13 protein-coding genes are annotated in these 17216 nt (G+C 68.9%); 9 read left to right on the forward strand and 4 right to left on the reverse strand.

The genetic code is table 11. From position 1 onward, the window contains the following. Positions 1–9 precede the first annotated feature (9 nt). The 3 genes from WG898_RS12865 to WG898_RS12875 all read left to right on the forward strand — a co-directional run bounded on the left by WG898_RS12865 (position 10) and on the right by WG898_RS12875 (position 2415). The gene (locus WG898_RS12865; RefSeq protein ID WP_339603195.1) at positions 10–693 is read left to right on the forward strand and encodes a Fe2+-dependent dioxygenase; all 684 of its coding nucleotides are present in this window, start codon (positions 10–12) and stop codon (positions 691–693) included. Continuing rightward, positions 690–1796 carry an alpha-hydroxy acid oxidase gene (locus WG898_RS12870; RefSeq protein ID WP_339603196.1) on the forward strand — a complete coding sequence of 369 codons (1107 nt, stop codon included), beginning with the start codon at positions 690–692 and terminating at the stop codon, positions 1794–1796. Before WG898_RS12865 ends, WG898_RS12870 begins: the two co-directional genes overlap by 4 nt. Before the next feature lie 193 nt (positions 1797–1989). Further along, positions 1990–2415, forward strand: a complete 426-nt coding sequence (locus WG898_RS12875; RefSeq protein WP_339603197.1) for an SWIB/MDM2 domain-containing protein — start codon at positions 1990–1992, stop codon at positions 2413–2415. A 74-nt stretch (positions 2416–2489) separates the two neighbouring features. Here WG898_RS12875 and WG898_RS12880 read toward each other — a convergent pair whose 3' ends face one another. Then, complete coding sequence (locus WG898_RS12880) at positions 2490–2894, reverse strand: response regulator (RefSeq protein WP_339603198.1); 405 nt, start codon at positions 2892–2894, stop codon at positions 2490–2492. Positions 2895–3100: 206 nt separating this feature from the next. Here WG898_RS12880 and WG898_RS12885 point away from each other — a divergent pair, with 206 nt between their 5' ends. Further along, positions 3101–3877 (forward strand): MHFG family PEP-CTERM protein, encoded by a 777-nt coding sequence (locus tag WG898_RS12885; RefSeq protein ID WP_339603199.1) that lies wholly within the window; start codon positions 3101–3103, stop codon positions 3875–3877. Here the strand turns inward: WG898_RS12885 and uvrA are convergent, their stop codons facing one another. The 3 genes from uvrA to WG898_RS12900 are packed head-to-tail and all read right to left on the reverse strand — an operon-like array spanning position 3878 to position 8927. Next, complete coding sequence (uvrA, locus tag WG898_RS12890; protein ID WP_339603200.1) at positions 3878–6781, reverse strand: excinuclease ABC subunit UvrA; 2904 nt, start codon at positions 6779–6781, stop codon at positions 3878–3880. 48 nt (positions 6782–6829) lie between these two features. Continuing rightward, positions 6830–8236, reverse strand: coding sequence for a sensor histidine kinase (locus WG898_RS12895; RefSeq protein WP_339603201.1), 1407 nt, complete (start codon positions 8234–8236; stop codon positions 6830–6832). Between the two features lie 10 nt (positions 8237–8246). Beyond that, entirely contained in the window at positions 8247–8927 is a 681-nt protein-coding gene (locus tag WG898_RS12900) for a response regulator (protein ID WP_339603202.1), read from the reverse strand. A 180-nt stretch (positions 8928–9107) separates the two neighbouring features. Here WG898_RS12900 and WG898_RS12905 point away from each other — a divergent pair, with 180 nt between their 5' ends. The 5 genes from WG898_RS12905 (at position 9108) to WG898_RS12925 (ending at position 17134) form a co-directional block, all read left to right on the forward strand. Beyond that, on the forward strand, positions 9108–9695 hold the full coding sequence (locus WG898_RS12905; RefSeq protein ID WP_339603203.1) for a porin family protein: 588 nt from the start codon (positions 9108–9110) through the stop codon (positions 9693–9695). Between the two features lie 85 nt (positions 9696–9780). After that, entirely contained in the window at positions 9781–11754 is a 1974-nt protein-coding gene (locus WG898_RS12910) for an alpha/beta hydrolase family protein (RefSeq protein WP_339603204.1), read from the forward strand. A 45-nt stretch (positions 11755–11799) separates the two neighbouring features. Further along, positions 11800–13029, forward strand: coding sequence for a hypothetical protein (locus WG898_RS12915; protein WP_339603205.1), 1230 nt, complete (start codon positions 11800–11802; stop codon positions 13027–13029). A gap of 73 nt (positions 13030–13102) precedes the next feature. Then, entirely contained in the window at positions 13103–15085 is a 1983-nt protein-coding gene (locus WG898_RS12920; RefSeq protein WP_339603206.1) for a hypothetical protein, read from the forward strand. A gap of 60 nt (positions 15086–15145) precedes the next feature. After that, positions 15146–17134: a putative bifunctional diguanylate cyclase/phosphodiesterase gene (locus tag WG898_RS12925; RefSeq protein ID WP_339603207.1), complete on the forward strand. Its 1989-nt coding sequence runs from the start codon at positions 15146–15148 to the stop codon at positions 17132–17134. The last annotated feature ends 82 nt before the right edge of the window (positions 17135–17216 follow it).

Here is a 17216-nt window from a genome sequence, read left to right on the forward strand (position 1 = left end):
AAACACGCCATGCTGATCCGCATACCCCAGTTGCTGGACGTCGAGACGCTGCGCCGCATGCGCGCCGGCTTGCAAGAGGCCGCGTGGGAGAGCGGGTCGCGCACGGCGGGCACGCAGGCCGCCCAGGTCAAGCGCAACGAGCAGCTGTCGCGCGAGGGCGAACTCACGCGCCAGCTGCAAGCCCTGCTGCTGGTCGCCCTGGAGCGCAACACCACCTTCTTCTCCGCGGCCCTGCCCAAGCGGGTGCTGCCGCCGATGTTCAATCGCTACGGCGGCGACAGCAACCAATACGGCGACCATGTGGATCAGGCGATCCGTTATGTGCCGGGCACGGCGCAGCGCGTGCGCACCGACATCTCCTGCACCGTCTTCCTTGCCGAACCCGAAGACTACGAGGGCGGCGAGCTGGTGATCGCCGATACCTATGGCGAGCAGCGCGTCAAGCTGGCGGCCGGCGATGCCGTGCTCTACCCGGGCACCAGCGTGCACCGTGTCGAGCCGGTGACGCGCGGCGCCAGGTTGGCCAGCTTCTTCTGGATCGAGAGCATGGTGCGCAGCGACGAGCAGCGCCGCCTGCTCTACGAGATGGACCTGGCACTCACCGCGCTACGCGCCACGCATGGCGAGAGTGCCGCCACGGTGCAGCTCACCGGCACCTATCACAACCTCTTGCGCATGTGGGCCGATACATGAAGCTGGAGCCGCTGCCCGAGGGCCTGGTCAACCTGGCCGACTTCGAGGCCCATGCCCAGGCGCGCATGGACGCACCGGCCTGGGCCTATCTCCAAGGTGGTGCGGCCGACGAGCTGACCCTGCGCGCCAACCGTAGCGCCTGGGACGCCATCAAACTGCAGCCGCGTGTGTTGCGCGCGCTCGGCGGTGGCCACACGCGCGTGTCGTTGCTGGGCCGCGAGCTGGCGCACCCTATCCTGCTGGCCCCCATTGCCTACCAGCAGCTCGCCCATGCCGACGGCGAACTGGCGAGCGCCTATGCCGCGGCGGCGCAGGGCGCCGGCATGGTGTTGAGCGCGCAATCCAGCGTCGACATGGGCGCGGTGGCCGCGGCCTTTGCGCAGGAGCCGCAGGCCGGACCTCTGTGGTTCCAGCTCTACTGGCGCGACGACCGTACCTTCATGCGCGAGCTGCTGCAGCGTGTCGAGGCGGCCGGCTACCAGGCCCTGGTGTTGACGGTCGATGCGCCGGTGCATGGCGCGCGCGACCGCGAGCGCCGCGCCGGCTTCCAGCTGCCGTCGCACATCCGCGCCGTCAATCTGGGCGGTATCAAGAAGCCGCTGGAACTGCAGCCTGGCCAGAGCGCGCTGTTCGACGGCCTGATGCCGCGCGCCGCCAGCTGGGACGAGATCGACTGGCTGCGCGCGCACAGCCGCCTGCCGCTGTTGCTCAAGGGCGTGAGCCATGTCGATGATGGCCGCGAGGCGCTGCGCCGCGGCGCGGCCGGGCTGATCGTCTCCAACCATGGCGGCCGCACGCTCGACACCCTGCCGGCCAGCGCCGAGCTGCTGCCACCGCTGCGCGCGGCCTTGGGCGATGAGGTGACGCTGCTGGTCGATGGCGGCATCCGGCGTGGCACCGATGTGCTGAAGGCCATCGCGCTGGGCGCCGATGCGGTGCTGTTGGGGCGGCCTTATGTGCATGCGCTGGCGACCGCCGGCGCGCATGGCGTGGCGCATGCGCTGCGGCTGCTGCGCGATGAACTCGAGATCGCGATGGCCCTGTGCGGCTGCAAGACCTTGGCCGATGCGGGCCCGCATTTGCTGTGGTGCGCGCACAAGTGATGCACGGCTGCGACACATGAGGGTTTAACTGGTGCGATTCATCGTGTCTTACTGACTTCTTCCCCTATGAAAGCCTTCTCAATGCCAGAGGTGCGCAGTACCATTGCCTGCGCAGGGTGCTAGAGAGAAATGAAGGGTCAGACCTTCGCCCGGGGCCCGGCACATCAACCAACCTTTGATGGAGAGAATCGAAATGGCAACTGCGAAGAAGGCCGCGCCCGCTAAGAAGGCGGCACCGGCCAAGAAGGCGGCAGCTCCGGCCAAGAAGGCCGCAGCACCTGCGAAGAAGGCAGCAGCTCCTGCAAAGAAGGCAGCGCCGGCGAAGAAGGCAGCAGTTCCGGCCAAGAAGGCCGCTGCGCCCGCCAAGAAGCGCACGCCCAATGCAGCCTTCATGAAGGCCCTGACCCCCAGCGCCGCGCTGGCAGCGATCGTTGGTGCAGCACCTCTGCCGCGCACCGACGTGACCAAGAAGGTCTGGGAATACATCAAGAAGCACAAGCTGCAAGACGAAGTGCAGAAGCGCATCATCGTCGCCGACGCCAAGCTGAAGGAAATCTTCGGCAAGGCCAAGGCCGATATGTTCGAAATGACCAAGCTGATCAACAGCCACTTGAAGTGAGACGAGGGCCCGCGAAAGCGGGCCGGACTCTGACGATCAGGCCCGCGCTTCGCGGGCCTTTTTTGTTGTGGTGCTCAGCGCGCGACCGACATGAACTGCTGCAGCGCGGCCTTCAGGCGCGGCACCTCGATGGGCTTGAGCCAGTAGTCGATGAAGCCGGCCGCGCGTGCCGCGCGCACCTGCTGGTCGTCGTTGTCGGCCGACAGCGCCACGCAGGGCAGCGCCTGCCAGCGCGCATCGGCGCGCAGTCTTGCCAGCAAGTCCATGCCGCTCATATCGGGCAGGTTCATGTCGATCAGCAGCAGGCCGGGGCTGATCTCATGGAGCAGCGCCAAGGCCTCGGCGCCGTCTTCGGCGCACACCAGGGTCCAGTCGGGCAGCAGGCGGAACACCTCTTCCATCAGGATGATGTTGATGCGGTCGTCTTCGACATACAGCACCTGGTGCGTGCTGGTTTGGGCGGGCGAGGGCAGGGTCATGGTGGCTGGGGCAAGCGGGCGCGCCCGCGCACGATACCAGCGATTGGCTGGCCGGCGGCATGCCTTCATGCGCTTGCGAAAAGCGTGAACAAAGCCATGGATGGCGGGCCCCTTGCATGGGGGGGAAGACCCTAGGGGGCCGGTGAGCGCTATTTACACTTGCGCCTCGTAGTCCCTCAGACCGCCGTCGCCAATCGGAAAGCCCTATGTCCCTCGTCGCTGCCCTTGCACTCGCCGCATCCAGCGCCACCCTGCCCCACTGCTCGTGGGACCGGCCGGGCGTGAACCCCTTCATGGGCGATGTGGTGGCGGCCGTGGATCGCTACAAGGGCATCCCGAAGGCCACGCGCGACAAGCTCAAGGCCCGCATGCAGGCGCGCCAGTACGACGAGATCGCCAGCATCAAGCGCGACAGCATCACCGGCAAGGCGCAGTACAGCAACGAGATCCGCGACATGCACTTCGGTGCCGGCAGCGTCTGCAGCACGGTCAGCCGCGTCAAGTGGAGCGAGCAGCAGGAGGAGCGCGGCCTGGTCTATTGCGAGGATGGGCAGTGCATCATCGTGCCGACGGTGTGCCGCAACGTCAGCCGCATCAAGCGCCTGCCCGCGCGCCCGGTGGCCACGGCGCCGGCCGCCACCACCACGGTGGCCTCGTCCGCGCGCGAAGACGAGACGCCGCTGGAGTTCGATCCGCCGGCCGCCGGTGGCGATATGGGCGGCGGTGCGCAGGGCAGCTTCAACCAGCTGGCCGGTACCCCGCTGGCGCCCACCGCCTCGGGCCTCGGCCTGCCGGGCGGCAACGGCGGCACGCTGATCGTCGACGCGCGCCCCACGCCGCTGCCCCCGCCGCCGGTGCCTGGCCTGCCGCTGGGCCCGAATGATAAGGTCACCAGCCCGGTGCCCGAGCCCGGCAGCTGGGCCATGCTGCTGGCCGGCCTGGCCGCGCTGGGCTTCATGGCCCGGCGCCGCCAGCCGCGCTGATCAGCGCCGCGCTAGCAGCGGCTTGAGGTAACGGCCTGTGTGGCTGCCCTCATGCCCGGCCAGCGCCTCGGGCGTGCCCGCCAGCAAGAGCTGACCCCCGCCCGAGCCGCCCTCGGGACCCATGTCGATCAGCCAGTCGGCGGTCTTGATGACATCGAGGTTGTGCTCGATCACGACGATGGTGTTGCCGGCGTCGCGCAGCTGGTGCAGCACCTTGAGCAGCAGCGCGATATCGGCGAAGTGCAGGCCGGTGGTGGGCTCGTCGAGGATGTAGAGGGTGCGGCCGGTATCGCGCTTGGAGAGCTCCAGCGCCAGCTTGACGCGCTGCGCCTCGCCGCCCGAGAGCGTGGTGGCGCTCTGGCCCAGCTTCACATAGCCCAGGCCCACGTCCAAGAGCGTCTGCAGCTTGCGCGCCAGCGTCGGCACGGCGCTGAAGAAGGCGTAGGCATCTTCCACCGTCAGGTCCAGCACCTGGGTGATGTTCTTGCCCTTGTAGAGCACCTCCAGGGTCTCGCGGTTGTAGCGCTTGCCGTGGCAGACATCGCAGGGCACGTAGACATCCGGCAGAAAGTGCATCTCCACCTTCAGCACGCCATCGCCCTGGCAGGCCTCGCAGCGGCCGCCGGCCACATTGAAGCTGAAGCGGCCCGGGCCGTAGCCACGCTCGCGCGCGGTGGGCATCTCGGCGAACAGCTCGCGGATGGGCGTGAACAGGCCGGTGTAGGTGGCCGGGTTGGAGCGCGGCGTGCGGCCGATCGGCGACTGGTCGACGTTGATGACCTTGTCGAAGGCCTCCATGCCCTCGATCTCGTCGTGCGCGGCCGGGTCCTGATGGCTCTGGTAGAGCTTCTTGGCCACCGCCGCGTAGAGCGTGTCGTTCACCAGCGTGCTCTTGCCCGAGCCCGACACGCCGGTCACGCAGGTCAAGAGCCCCACGGGGAATTCGGCCGTCACGCCCTTGAGGTTGTTGCCGCGCGCGTTGACGATGCGCAGGCGCTGCTCGCCGGGCAGGTGGCGCTGCTCCGGCACCTCGATGCGCGCCGCGCCGCTCAGATAGCGGCCGGTGAGCGAGTCGGGATTCGCCGCCACCTCGGCGGGCGTGCCCTGGGCAATGATCTGGCCGCCGTGCACGCCGGCGCCGGGCCCTAAGTCCAGCACATGGTCGGCGGCGCGGATCGCGTCCTCGTCATGCTCGACCACCAGCACCGAATTGCCGAGGTCGCGCAGCCGCCGCAGCGTGGCGATGAGGCGGTCGTTGTCGCGCTGGTGCAGGCCGATGCTGGGTTCGTCCAGCACATACATCACGCCGGTCAGGCCCGAGCCGATCTGCGAGGCCAGGCGGATGCGCTGCGCCTCGCCGCCCGAGAGCGTGTCGGCACTGCGGTCCAGGCTCAGGTAGTTGAGCCCCACGTCGTTGAGGAAGCGCAGCCGCGAGCTGATCTCGCGCACCACCTTGTCGCCGATCTCGGCCTTGGCGCCCTTGAGTTTCAGGCCTTCGAAATAGTGCAGGCAGTCGCGCAGCGTGGCGTGCTCCACCTCGTAGATCGGCTTGCCCTTGAAGCCGGGCGCGGCGTCGGCCGGTTGCAGCACCACGTTGCGGGCCTCGCGGCGCAGGCGCGAGCCCTCGCAATGCGTGCAGGGCTTGGCGGCCATATAGCGCGCCAGGTCCTCGCGCACCGCGGCCGAGTCGGTTTCCTTGTAGCGCCGCTCCAGATTGGGCAGGATGCCCTCGAAGGGGTGCGAGCGCTTCACGCTGCGCTTCTTGCCGGCCGCGCTTTCGGCCTGGTAGACAAAGGCGATGTCGTCCGTGCCCGAGCCGTGCAGCAGCACCTGGCGCGCGCTCTCGGGCAGCTCTTCAAAGGGCAGCTCGATGTCGAAGCCGTAGTGCGCCGCCACGCTTTCCAGGAAGGAGAAGGTGTAGGCGTTGCGGCGGTCCCAGCCCTTCACAGCGCCGCTGGCGAGCGAGAGGGTGGGGAAGGCCACCACGCGCTCGGCATCGAACACGGTGACCTGGCCCAGGCCCTCGCAGCTGGGGCAGGCGCCCACCGGCGAGTTGAAGGAGAACAGGCGCGGCTCCAGCTCGGGCAGCGAATAGCTGCACACCGGGCAGGAGAACTTGCTGGAGAAGATGGTCTCGGCGCCCGTGTCCATATTCAGCACCAGGGCGCGGCCCTCGGCCAGGCGCATCGCCGCCTCGAAGCTCTCGGCCAGGCGCTGGCGCAGGCCGTCGGCATTCTCGGCTCGCAGCTTGACGCGGTCCACCACCACATCGATGTCGTGCTTCTCGGCCTTTTTCAGCGCTGGGATGTCGGGAGCCTCCACCGTCTGGCCGTCGACGCGAAAGCGCACATAACCCTGCGCCTGCAGGTCCTGGAACAGCTCGACGAACTCGCCCTTGCGGTCGCGCACCACCGGGGCCAAGAGCATCAGTTTGCTGTCCTCGGGCATGGCCAGCGTGGCATCGACCATCTGGCTGGGGCTGGAGGCCTCCAGCGGCAGATGGTGGTCGGGGCAGAAGGGCGTGCCGGCGCGCGCATAGAGCAGGCGCAGGTAGTCGTGGATCTCGGTGACCGTGCCGACGGTGGAGCGCGGGTTGTGGCTGGTGGCCTTCTGCTCGATCGAGATCGCGGGCGAGAGGCCCTCGATCACGTCCACATCGGGCTTGTCCATCAGCTGCAGGAACTGGCGCGCATAGGCCGAGAGGCTCTCGACATAGCGGCGCTGGCCCTCGGCATACAGCGTGTCGAAGGCCAGGCTGGACTTGCCCGAGCCCGACAGCCCCGTGATCACCACCAGCTGGTTGCGCGGCAGATCGACGTCGATGTTCTTCAGATTGTGGGTGCGCGCACCCCGCACGCGGATCATCGGTGTTTCTGCGGGCAAGGGACGGTCGGGCTGGGACATGGGGCACTAACAATGGGCGAACTCGCCATCATAGGGCGAGGGCCGTGTTTATCCCAATGGCAGCCGCACCCGGACACATAAACCGGGGGTACCGCCCGGCCCAGGCAGCAGCGCCGAATCGCCCAGCGAGATGCTGCCGCTTAAGCCCAGCACCACGCTGCGCACGATCGCCAGACCCAGGCCGCTGCCCTGCTGGGCCTGGTCGGGCACGCGGAAGAAGCGGTCGAATACGCGCTCGCGCCAGGGTACGGGGATGCCGGGGCCCTGGTCGTGGAACTCCAGCAGCGCCTGCTCGCCCTCGCGTTGCAGCCGGATCAGCAGATGCCCGCCCACCGGGCTGTACTTGATGGCGTTCTCGGTCAGGTTGTCCAGCATCGAGGCCAGGCCCTCGTGCTCGCCGAACACCTGCAGGCCCTGCTGGGCCTCGCAGTCCAGCTCCAGGCCCTTGGCGCTGGCCAACAGGTCCAGCGCGGCGAGGCGGTCCTGCAGCAGCTCGTCCAGGGCCAGCTGTTGCGGCGGCTGCGCGGCGGCGTCGCTGCGCATCAGGGCCAGCAGCTGGCCCACCAGGCGGGTGGCGCGTGCCTCGCTGCGCAGCATGCCCTGCAGCCAGGCCTGCGATTGCGCGTCGTCCTGGTGCCGGCCCTGCAGGGCCTCGGCATGCACGCGCATGGCCGCAAGCGGCGTGCGCAGCTCGTGGGCGGCGTCGGCAATGAAGCTGCGCTCGCGTTGCAGGCCCTGCTGCACGCGCTTGAGCAGCGCGTTCACCGCGCTCAGCATCGGGCGCAGCTCGCGATGCTGGGGAGTGAACTTCAGCGGCGAGAGATCGCCCGCGCCGCGCCGCGCGATCTCGTGGCTGACGCGTCGCCAGGGCCGCAGCGCGATGCGCACCGAGATCCAGGCCGGCAGCACCAGCAGGGGCAGGCTGATCAGCAGCGGCAGCACCAGCAGGCCCTTGGAGCTCAGCGTCAGCAGCACATTCGCGGCGCTACCCGGCAGCATCAGCGTCACGCGCACATCCGAGCGCTGCGACTGCTTGGTGAGCGCGCGCCAGCGCTGGCCCTGGCCTTCCACCCACTGCATGCCGTCGCCCGGCGGGCTGGGGATGGCGCCGGGCTCGCCGGGGCTCACATAGACCAGCTCCGCGCCGCGCCAGACCGTCATCGCCATGCGCAGCTGCGGCAGGTCGTCGGCACCGTTCTCGAGACGCTGGAACAGGTCGATCTGCTGCAGCACGCGTTGCAGCTGCTCGGGCTGGTCCTGCAGCGCCTCGGTCACGGCGATGATGGATTCAAAACGGTGGCCGCTGTCGAACACCGAGGTGTCGCGCACCGCGTCGTTGATGGCAAAGGCGATCAAGCCCAGCCAGAGCGCCAGCACCAGCACCACCTGGGCCACCACCAGGCGACGCAGCACCGAGGGCTCGCGCATGCGCGCCAGCCAGCGCTGGAACCTCACGACGGCTGCCTCATTTGCCGGCGGCCTTGGCGGGGGCCTGGCGGTCGATCACATAGCCCACGCCGCGCACCGTGCGTATGAAACCCTCGCCGATCTTCTTGCGCAGATTGGACATATGCACGTCCAGCACATTGCTCTCGGCGCTGCCGCCGGGCAGCACCTGTTCCTCCAGCAGCCGGCGTGTCAGCACGCGGTCGGCGCGCTTCATCAGCGCCACCAGCAGTGCGAACTCCGAGCGCGAGAGCTCCACCGGGTCGCCCTTCACGAGCACGCGCATGGTCTGCTCCTGCACGCAGATGCCGCGCAGCTCCAGGGTCTCGTCCTCCTGGCCGTAGCTGCGCCGTACCAGGGCGCGCACCCGCGAGATCAGCTCGGCCAGCGCGAAGGGCTTGACGAGGTAATCGTCGGCGCCGCTGTCCAGCCCCAACAGGCGCTCCTGCAGGCTGTCGCGCGCGGTGAGTATCAGCACCGGCAGGCGCAGCTTCTCGCGTTTCAGGTGGGCGAGCAGGCTGAGGCCGTCGCCATCCGGCAGCCCCAGATCCAGCAGCACCAAGTCGGCCACGCTGTTCGTCAGCGTCTGCATGGCGTCGGCCAGGCGCCGTACCCACACCACCTCCATGCCCTGTTCGGCGAGTGCCATGCGCACGCCATTGCCCAGGTCCAAATCGTCTTCCACCAGCAGCACTTTCATGCCCCGTATTGGAACGCCTCTGTCTGAGGATGGCATGAAGTCACCTTCAGCCGACCTTCAGCAAGCCTTGAGTGCAGCTTCAGGGCCGCTGGCCACACTGCAGCATGTCCCGGTCAACACGCGGTGCCGTGACTCGCAACAAACCATTCGCCGCTGCTCTGCATGAAGGAAGTCCTTTCCATGAAACTGAAACAAATCGCCCTGGTCTCCGCCGCTGCCCTGATGCTCGTCGCCCAGGCCGCACAAGCCGCCCCGCAGTCCGATGAGCCGGGCGCCTACGGCGGTCTGTCGGTGGGCCGCAGCAGCTTCAATCTGCCTGGCGCTTCGGTGGCCATCACCGGCAAGGACGGCCGCGACACCGCCTACAAGCTCTATGGCGGCTACCGGCTGAACGAGCACTTCGGCGTCGAGGCCGGCTACGCCCGCCTGGGCAGTTTCAGCGAGCAGGCCACGCTGGCCAGTGGATCGGTGACGCAAGAGGGCAAGGCCAGCAGCTTCTACGCTGCCGCCACCGCCCGCCACGCGCTCACCGAGCAGTTTGCGCTGCAGGGCCGCCTGGGTGTGGCGCGCAGCAAGGTCTCCGGCAGCAATCTGCTGCCCGCGGGCGACAGCCTACAGGGCAGCAAGACCAGCGTGATGTGGGGCGTGGGCGCCGAGGTCAAGCTGGCCAAAAACCTGGCGCTGACGGCCGATTACGACAACTACGGCAAGGTCTCTGACAAGGTCAAGGCCAGCACCTTCATGCTGGGTGCGCGTCTGAGCTTCTAAATCGACCTTCGGGGCAATCCCCCCTGGTGGTGATCTCGCGGCAGGCCAGAATGGCGCCTGCCTGAAGAATGCCCTGGGAGGGGATATGTGGAGAAGAAGCGTCGGCCGCCTCGTCGCGGCCCTTTCGTTTTGTCTCGGCGCCGCTGCGATCGCCGCGCCGCCGCTGGAAGACTTCTTTCGCAAGCCGCAGATCGCGGCGCCCAAGCTGTCGCCCAATGGCCAGCACCTGGCCGTGCAGGTGGCGGGCAGCGATGGGGTGGTGCGGCTGGCAGTGATCGATCTGCTGACGCTGGATCCGCCCAAGGTGGTGGCCGGTTTCAGCGACGCCGATGTGCAGCGCCATGAGTGGGTCAACGACCAGCGCCTGGTCTTCAATGTGAGCGTGGCGCAAAACGGCACCAGCCCCCAGCTCGATCCGGGGCTGTGGGCGGTGAACCGCGACGGCGGCGAGTTTCGCCCGCTCATCAAACCCGTCAGCCACTTCATCCAGGCCGCCTCGAACCTTGCGGATCGCCGCCTGGACCGCAACTGGGCCCTGCACAGCGTGGCAGACGACGGCAGTGACGATGTCTTCGTGCTGCGCTACCCCTGGTCCAGTGAGCCGGACTCGGTGGGGGTGGGCCTGGCGCGCCTGAATACCAGGACCGGCAAGCTCACCAGCCTGGCCGGCGGCGCGCCCAGCCATGTGACATCCTGGGTGCTGGATAGCGATGGCAAGCCGGCTGCGCTCACGGCCATGCAGAACGGGCGTTATCTGTCCTATCTGCGCGATGCCGCGGGGCATTGGCAGCGCTGGCAGGAGGGCGAGGCCTATCAGCAGAGCTTTGACCATCCGGTGTGGTTCGGGCCCGAGGGCCAGGCCCTGGTGCAGACCAGCCGCAGCGGCTTTCAAGCGCTCTATCGCCTGGATCGCAAGACCCTGCAGCGCGAGGCCGAGCCGCTGATCTCGCTGCAGGGCTACGACTTCAATGGCAGCCTGGTATACGACAAGCAGGCCGGCAAGCTGCTGGGCCTGCACTACGAAACCGATGCCAGTGGCAGCGTGTGGCTGCATCCGCAGATGAAGGCGGCGCAGGCCAGCATCGATGCCCGCTTGACGGGCACGGTCAACCATATCCACTGCAACCGCTGCCTGACATCGCCGCGCTGGGTGGTCTCGGCCAGCTCGGACCGCCAACCCACCAGCTACTACCTCTATACGCCCGAGCAGGAGCGCCTGGAACCACTGTCGGCCTCGCGTCCCTGGATCAAGCCGGCCGAGATGGGCCTGCGCGATATGCACCGCATCAAGGCGCGCGACGGTCTGGAACTGCCGGTGCTGGTGACCCAGCCGGCCGGCAAGGCGCAGGGCGCGCGGCCGGCGGTGCTGCTGGTGCATGGTGGCCCCTATCTGCGCGGCACCCATTGGACCTGGGAGCCGATGGCGCAATTCCTGGCCTCGCGCGGCTATGTGGTGATCGAGCCCGAGTTCCGCGGCAGCACCGGTTTCGGTTCGGCGCATTTCCGCGCCGGCTGGAAGCAATGGGGTCTGGCCATGCAGGACGATCTGGCCGACGCGCTGCAGTGGTCGGTGCAGCAGGGGCTGGTGGACCCCAAGCGGGTCTGCATCGCCGGTGCCAGCTATGGCGGCTATGCCACGCTGATGGGTCTGATCAAGCAGCCCGAGCTCTACCGCTGCGGCGTCAACTGGGTGGGGGTGACCGATATCGAGCTGCTGTACAGCATCCACTGGAGCGATCTCGGCGACGAGTGGAAGGGCTACGGCATGCCGGTGCTGGTAGGCGACCGCGACAAGGATGCTGCGCAGCTGCGCGCCACCTCACCGCTGCAGCGCGCCGCCGAGCTCAAGCGCCCGCTGCTGATGGCCTATGGCGCCGAAGACCGGCGGGTGCCCGTCGAGCATGGCCGCAAGTTCAAGAATGCGCTGCACCAGGGGCAGGAACTCGAATGGGTGGTGTACGACGACGAGGGTCATGGCTGGCGCCAGCTCAAGACCCAGCAGGACTTCTGGGGCCGGGTGGAGCGCTTCCTGGCCCGCCATCTCGGGGCTGCGCCTTGAGTCGGATTGTCGGATGATGCGGGCATTGACGACGATGGAGCGGTGATGAATCCCGAGCGCCCACAGCGCAAATCATGGCTGGATGGTTTCATGGCCTACCCCCTGCCCGCCGGGGTGTCGGAGGCCGAGGTGCGGCGCCATATCGTGCTGCTGGACCAGGCCCTTTACGAGCGCTGGTGCCTGGGCCAGAACCTGCTCTATGCCTGGACCCCGAGCGAGCAGGGCCTGGCGGTGCTGGTGGCGCCGCACACCTTGCTGACCGAGTTTGTGCAGGGTGCCGGCGATGCGGCCGAGAAGGGCCGCCGCGCCGCCCTGCTGGAGGGCCTGCTGGCGCGCCAGGAGCATCTGGAGGAGGCCGAGTTCGAACGCATCGCGGCCGAGCTGGGCCTGCAGCCGCAGCCGATCGCGCTGCCCTTCGCACCGGCGCGCGGCCTGGGCCTGCCCCTGGTGGCGGCCATCGTCGAGCGCTATGGCATCCGCCTGGTGGAAGACCGCGCGGTGATCCTGCTCGACGCGGTGGGCTTCTCGCTGCTAACGCCGCTGGAGCAGGTGGTGCAGCTGGGCAGCCTGTCCTGCTCGGTGAACGCCGCCTACGCCAAGCTGCTGGACCGCGAGATCAACATCAACTTCGCCCGCACCACCACCGGCGACGGCTTCTATATCTGGAACCGGCGCCGCGGCATCGCCGCCAACGTCGAGCTCTACCAGCTGATGCAGTTCATCCTGGCCGACAACGCGCTGGCACGCGAACGCGCCTCGCGGCCCAGCGCGGTGCCGCTGTTGCGCGCCTGCTTCCATGTCGGCTCGCACTACGAGTTCTACCAGAGCGAGGGCCTGAACCCGACCTCGTTCAGCTATTTGGTGGGCCAGGTCACGATCGAGCTGGCACGCATGATCGAGCGCGCGCTGCCGGGCCAGATCCTGCTGGGCAAGTTCCGCACCATGATGCGCGATCAGCCCGGCGCCGCGCCGGCGCTGATCGACAGCGTCGCCTTTGTCGAGCGTACGCGCGAGCCCTTGCAGAAACTGGGCGGCCTGGCGCTGGGGGGCTCGGCCATCGACGAGATTGCCTGCTACCTGACCGGCCGGCGCGGCGAGGGCGAGAACGGCGACGATTTCGGCATCAGCGAGTTCGAACTCACCGACAAGCATGGCCTGGCGCACCGCGTCTACAACGCCAAGATCAATATCCACCGGCGCGACGGTGAACCGATCTACCTGGGCCTGCGCGAGGACGACCTGGGCGCCTTCCCGGCGCGGGTGGTGGAGGCATGAGCGCAGCGCAGGGCCGCCCCAAGCAAGCTCGCTCACGCCTGGCGGGACAGGCCGCAGGCCGAAGGGTGCTCCAATGAAGGCGCGCTGGTTCGTGACCTGCTTGCTGGCCGTGGCTGGCTGCGGCGGCGGTGGTGGTGGCGATAGCGGCGCACCCGCGCCCGTTGCCGAACCGGCGCTTGGCACGCAATGCCTGGCCGGCTCGGTGGCGCGCCTGGAGCTGCCCAGTGGGGCGCTCACCGGGCGCAACAGCGAGCTGAGTCTGCTGTCCTGCGGCGCGGCCATCTTCAGCGAGCTGCGCTGGACCCAGAGTGCCGGCCCGGCGCTCAAGCCGCTGTCGGCGCGCTCGCAGGCCATCACGCTGGAGCCCAGCGAGCCCGGCAACTACCGCTTCGAGGTGAGCTTCCGCGACGAGGCCGGCCGCCTGCGCAGCGGCACCGCCGAGTTCAGCGTGGCGGCCGCCAGCGAGCCCGGTCTGCTGCTGCGCGGCGAGCCCTCGGCCTATGGCCAGGGGGCCTTGTCGCTGCGTGCCTGGGCGCCCGGGCTGAGCCAGGCCGAGCGCGACGGCGCCAGGCTGCAATGGAGCGTGGTCGACGGGCCGGCCACCACATTGAAGGAAAGCGAAGGCTGGCGCGTGCTGCTGACGGCGCCGGCGGTCAGCCGCGACAGCCTGCTGCGCCTGCGCGCCACCGCCACGCTGGCGGGCGGCCGCACGCTCAGCCAGGACTTCCGTCTGCTGGTGCAGGCGCCGCCGCATCAGGCCGGCAGCGACGCCCTGTTCAAGGCCAGCGAACCGGTCTCGCGCGTCTACCCCTACCTGAGCGGCAGCCCGCATGCGCAGGCGCTGCGGGACTGCGTCTACGCGCCCAGCCTCAGCAGCGGCAACACCTGCACGCTCGGGCGCCTGCCCCTGCTGGGGCAGGAGACGCGCGGCGAGCTGCCCACGGTGGCGCAGGTGATGCAGCGCGTGCTGGTCTCCAACGACTGGATGGGCGAGGCCTTCGAGAACTTCCTGCGCAGCCAGGACACGCATGGCGACTTCCGGCGCCTGCTCAACGCCACCACCGCGGTGGTGATAGGCGGCCGGGTGCGGCCCTCGTTCTACTGGAGCGCCACCGGCGCCATCTACCTGGACGCCGCCAACCTCTGGAGCAGCCCCGAGCAGCGCGACACCCTCAGCGAGACCCCCGACCCACGCAGCGACTATGGCGCCGAGCTGCATTACGCCGCGCCCTGGCGCTATGTGCGCAACAACCAGTACGCCGCCGGCATTTATCCGGTGGCCGAGCGCGGCATGCGCGAGCCCGGCGCCCTGGTCTATGCCCTGGGCCCGCTGCTGTATCACGAGCTCAGCCATGCCGGCGATGCCGTGCCGCCGCGCCTGCATGCGCTGCTGGGCGGCGATCTGCGTGTCTGGCAGGCCAGCCCCGCGCTCACCGCGGCCAAGGAGCTGGCGCAGCGCCTGCCCTTCTACTCGCAGGAAATGGTGGCGCTGGGCCGTGTGCAGTTCTTTGGCGCGAAGGCGACAGCGGCGCAGCTCGCCTACGAGCCGGCGGACATCGTGCGCTTCTTCAGCCAGGACCGCGTCAACGACGACTACAACTACTCCATGCCCGAGGGTGCCACGGTGTCGGCCGAGGATCCGGCCATGCTGGCCGAGGAGGCGATGATGCAGCTGCGCTACGGTGTGCTGCGCGATTTCGCCATCACCCCGGCCCTGCCCAAGGGCGGCAGCAGTGCCGAGCTGAGCGTGCAATGGGGCCAGCGCGGCCGCATCGGCGAGGCGGCCTTGCGGCCGCGCGTGGCCCTGGTGATGGCGCAGCTGATGCCCTGGCTGGCGCCTGGCTTCGTCGATGCGCTGGCGCCGCCGCTGGCGCTCAAGCCCGGCCTGAGCTGGGGCCAGAACCTCGACCAGGCCGCCATCGCGGCCGGCCAGCCGCGTGCGCTGAGCGCGCGCGAACGCCTCATCGAGGCCGAGCATGCACAACAACGTGGCGGTGAGCGCGCGCGTCGATTGCGTGCCCAGCAATGGCATGGCGGGGGTCAGTCCTTGCCTTGAGCGGCCAGGCCGGGGCGCTCGGGTGCACAATCGGGCCCAAGTGCTGAGCCGCCCGCGCCGATGAAACTGCCCAAACCCTCCCTGTCCCTGCGCAGCGTCGTGCTGCTCGCCGTGGTGGTGGGGATCGCGGTGCCGGCGCTGCTGCTGCTGGCCTTCAGCGAGTCACTGGTGCGGCGCAGCCTCGAACCCCTGCTGGAGGGCCAGCGCTCGGCCGTGCTGACCCTGGCCGCCAACGGTCTGGCCGAGCCGCTCTGGACCGTCGACAGCCAGGCCGTACAGCGCGCGCTCGAGCAGCTGCTGTCGGACGCCAGCGTCTGCGGCGTCGAGTTGAGCGAGGAGCGCCCCGGCGCGCCCGACCTGGTGCTCAAGAAATGCAGCCCGGACTGGCCCACCGTGACCCTGGTCGCCGCGGTGCGGCGCGACAACCAGGTGCTGGGCTCGCTGAGCGTGCGCTTCGACGATGCCGCACTGGAACACACCCTGTCCGGGGGGCGCGAGCAGATCGTGCTGATCGTTGGCCTGCAGGTCGTGATGGGCGTGACGGTGATGCTGCTGGTGCTCTATCTGCGCCTGGTGCGGCCGATCGACAGGCTCAAGCAGCAGGCCAGCGCGATCGCCCAGCGCGAAGCGGCGGTGCGCCTGCCCTGGAACCGGCGCGACGAGCTGGGCCAGCTGGGCGAACACCTCAACGAGGTGGGCGACCGCATCGACACCCTGATCGCCGACCTGGAGGGCAAGAACGCCCAGCTGCACCAGATGGCCATGTACGACCACCTCACCGGCCTGCCGAACCGCACGCTGTTCCGCGAGGTCTTCCAGCATGAGGCGGCGGTGGCCAAGCGCGATGGTTCGAGCCTGGCCCTGCTGTTCGTCGACCTGGACCGCTTCAAGGCCATCAACGACTCGCTGGGTCATGCCGCGGGCGACAACATGCTGCTGGCCGCCAGCGAGCGCCTGCGCCAGACGGTGCGCGAATCGGACCTGGCCTGCCGGGTCAGCGGCGACGAATTCCTGCTGCTGATGCGCGAGGCCTCGCCCAGCGAGGTGGTGGCGCATGCCGCGCAGCGCCTCATCAGCACCCTGAATGTGCCGCTGCAGCTGCCCGATGGGCTGGGCACGGCGAGCGTCTCGGCCAGCATCGGCATCGCCATGTTTCCGCGCGATGGTGAGGACTTCGACACCCTGGTGCGCCACGCCGATCTGGCCATGTACCGTGCCAAGCAGCAGGGCCGTTCGCGCTACAGCTTCTTTCAGCAGGAGATGGACGCGAATGCGATGGCCAGGCTGGCGCTGGAGCGCGAGCTGGTGGCCGCGCTGGCCGAGCAGCAGCTGGAGCTGCATTACCAACCCATCGTCGACGCCGGCTCGGGCCGGGTCTGCGGCGTGGAGGGCCTGATGCGATGGCAGCATCCGCAGCGTGGCTTGCTGATGCCGGGCAGCTTCATCGCCCTGGCCGAGGAGTCGGGCCAGATCCAGGCCCTGGGGCGCTGGACGGTGGAGGTGGCCTGCGCTCAGCTGGCCGAGTGGAAGGCCACCGGCCGCCATCCCGGCAACCTGGCGATCAACCTCTCGGCCCTGCAGTTCCGCGACCAGCGCCTGCCCGAGCAGGTGGCCGACGCGATGCGCCGCCATGGCGTGTTGCCCGGCGAACTGAGCATCGAGTTGACCGAGAGCACCCTGATGAGCGACAGCGACCTGTCGATGCAGACCATGGCGCGGCTGCGCGCGCTGGGCGTGGCGCTCTCGGTGGACGATTTCGGCACCGGCTATTCCTCGCTCTCCTATCTGAAGCTGTTGCGCCCGGCCAAGCTCAAGATCGACCGCAGCTTTGTGCACGATCTGCCGGTCAGCGCCGACGACCAGGCCCTGGTGCAGGCCATCCTGGGCCTGGCACAGGCGCTGGGCATAGGCGTGGTGGCCGAGGGCGTGGAGACCGAGGCGCAGCGCGCCGTGCTGCTGGAGCTGGGCTGCGCGCAGCAGCAGGGTTATTTCTATGCCCGGCCGGCGCCGGTGGCCAGTGTCACCGAGCGCCTGCCCGCCTGGCCTTGATCCCGTTCGCCCCGGCAGGCCGCAGTTCGCGCCACGCTGCTGGCGATTCGTCGCCTCCCGCTGGCCCGCGCGCGCCCGGCTG

It is taken from the genome of Paucibacter soli, assembly GCF_037482845.1.
In the GTDB taxonomy this organism is placed as follows: Bacteria; Pseudomonadota; Gammaproteobacteria; order Burkholderiales; family Burkholderiaceae_C; genus Paucibacter_B; species Paucibacter_B soli.

Coding starts and splice junctions, on each gene's coding strand:
- WG898_RS12865 (WP_339603195.1), top strand. CDS start 10: ATGCTGATCCGCATACCCCAGTTGCTGGACGTCGAGACGCTGCGCCGC.
- WG898_RS12870 (WP_339603196.1), top strand. CDS start 690: ATGAAGCTGGAGCCGCTGCCCGAGGGCCTGGTCAACCTGGCCGACTTC.
- WG898_RS12875 (WP_339603197.1), top strand. CDS start 1,990: ATGGCAACTGCGAAGAAGGCCGCGCCCGCTAAGAAGGCGGCACCGGCC.
- WG898_RS12880 (WP_339603198.1), bottom strand. CDS start 2,894: ATGACCCTGCCCTCGCCCGCCCAAACCAGCACGCACCAGGTGCTGTAT.
- WG898_RS12885 (WP_339603199.1), top strand. CDS start 3,101: ATGTCCCTCGTCGCTGCCCTTGCACTCGCCGCATCCAGCGCCACCCTG.
- uvrA (WP_339603200.1), bottom strand. CDS start 6,781: ATGTCCCAGCCCGACCGTCCCTTGCCCGCAGAAACACCGATGATCCGC.
- WG898_RS12900 (WP_339603202.1), bottom strand. CDS start 8,927: ATGAAAGTGCTGCTGGTGGAAGACGATTTGGACCTGGGCAATGGCGTG.
- WG898_RS12905 (WP_339603203.1), top strand. CDS start 9,108: ATGAAACTGAAACAAATCGCCCTGGTCTCCGCCGCTGCCCTGATGCTC.
- WG898_RS12910 (WP_339603204.1), top strand. CDS start 9,781: ATGTGGAGAAGAAGCGTCGGCCGCCTCGTCGCGGCCCTTTCGTTTTGT.
- WG898_RS12915 (WP_339603205.1), top strand. CDS start 11,800: ATGAATCCCGAGCGCCCACAGCGCAAATCATGGCTGGATGGTTTCATG.
- WG898_RS12920 (WP_339603206.1), top strand. CDS start 13,103: ATGAAGGCGCGCTGGTTCGTGACCTGCTTGCTGGCCGTGGCTGGCTGC.
- WG898_RS12925 (WP_339603207.1), top strand. CDS start 15,146: ATGAAACTGCCCAAACCCTCCCTGTCCCTGCGCAGCGTCGTGCTGCTC.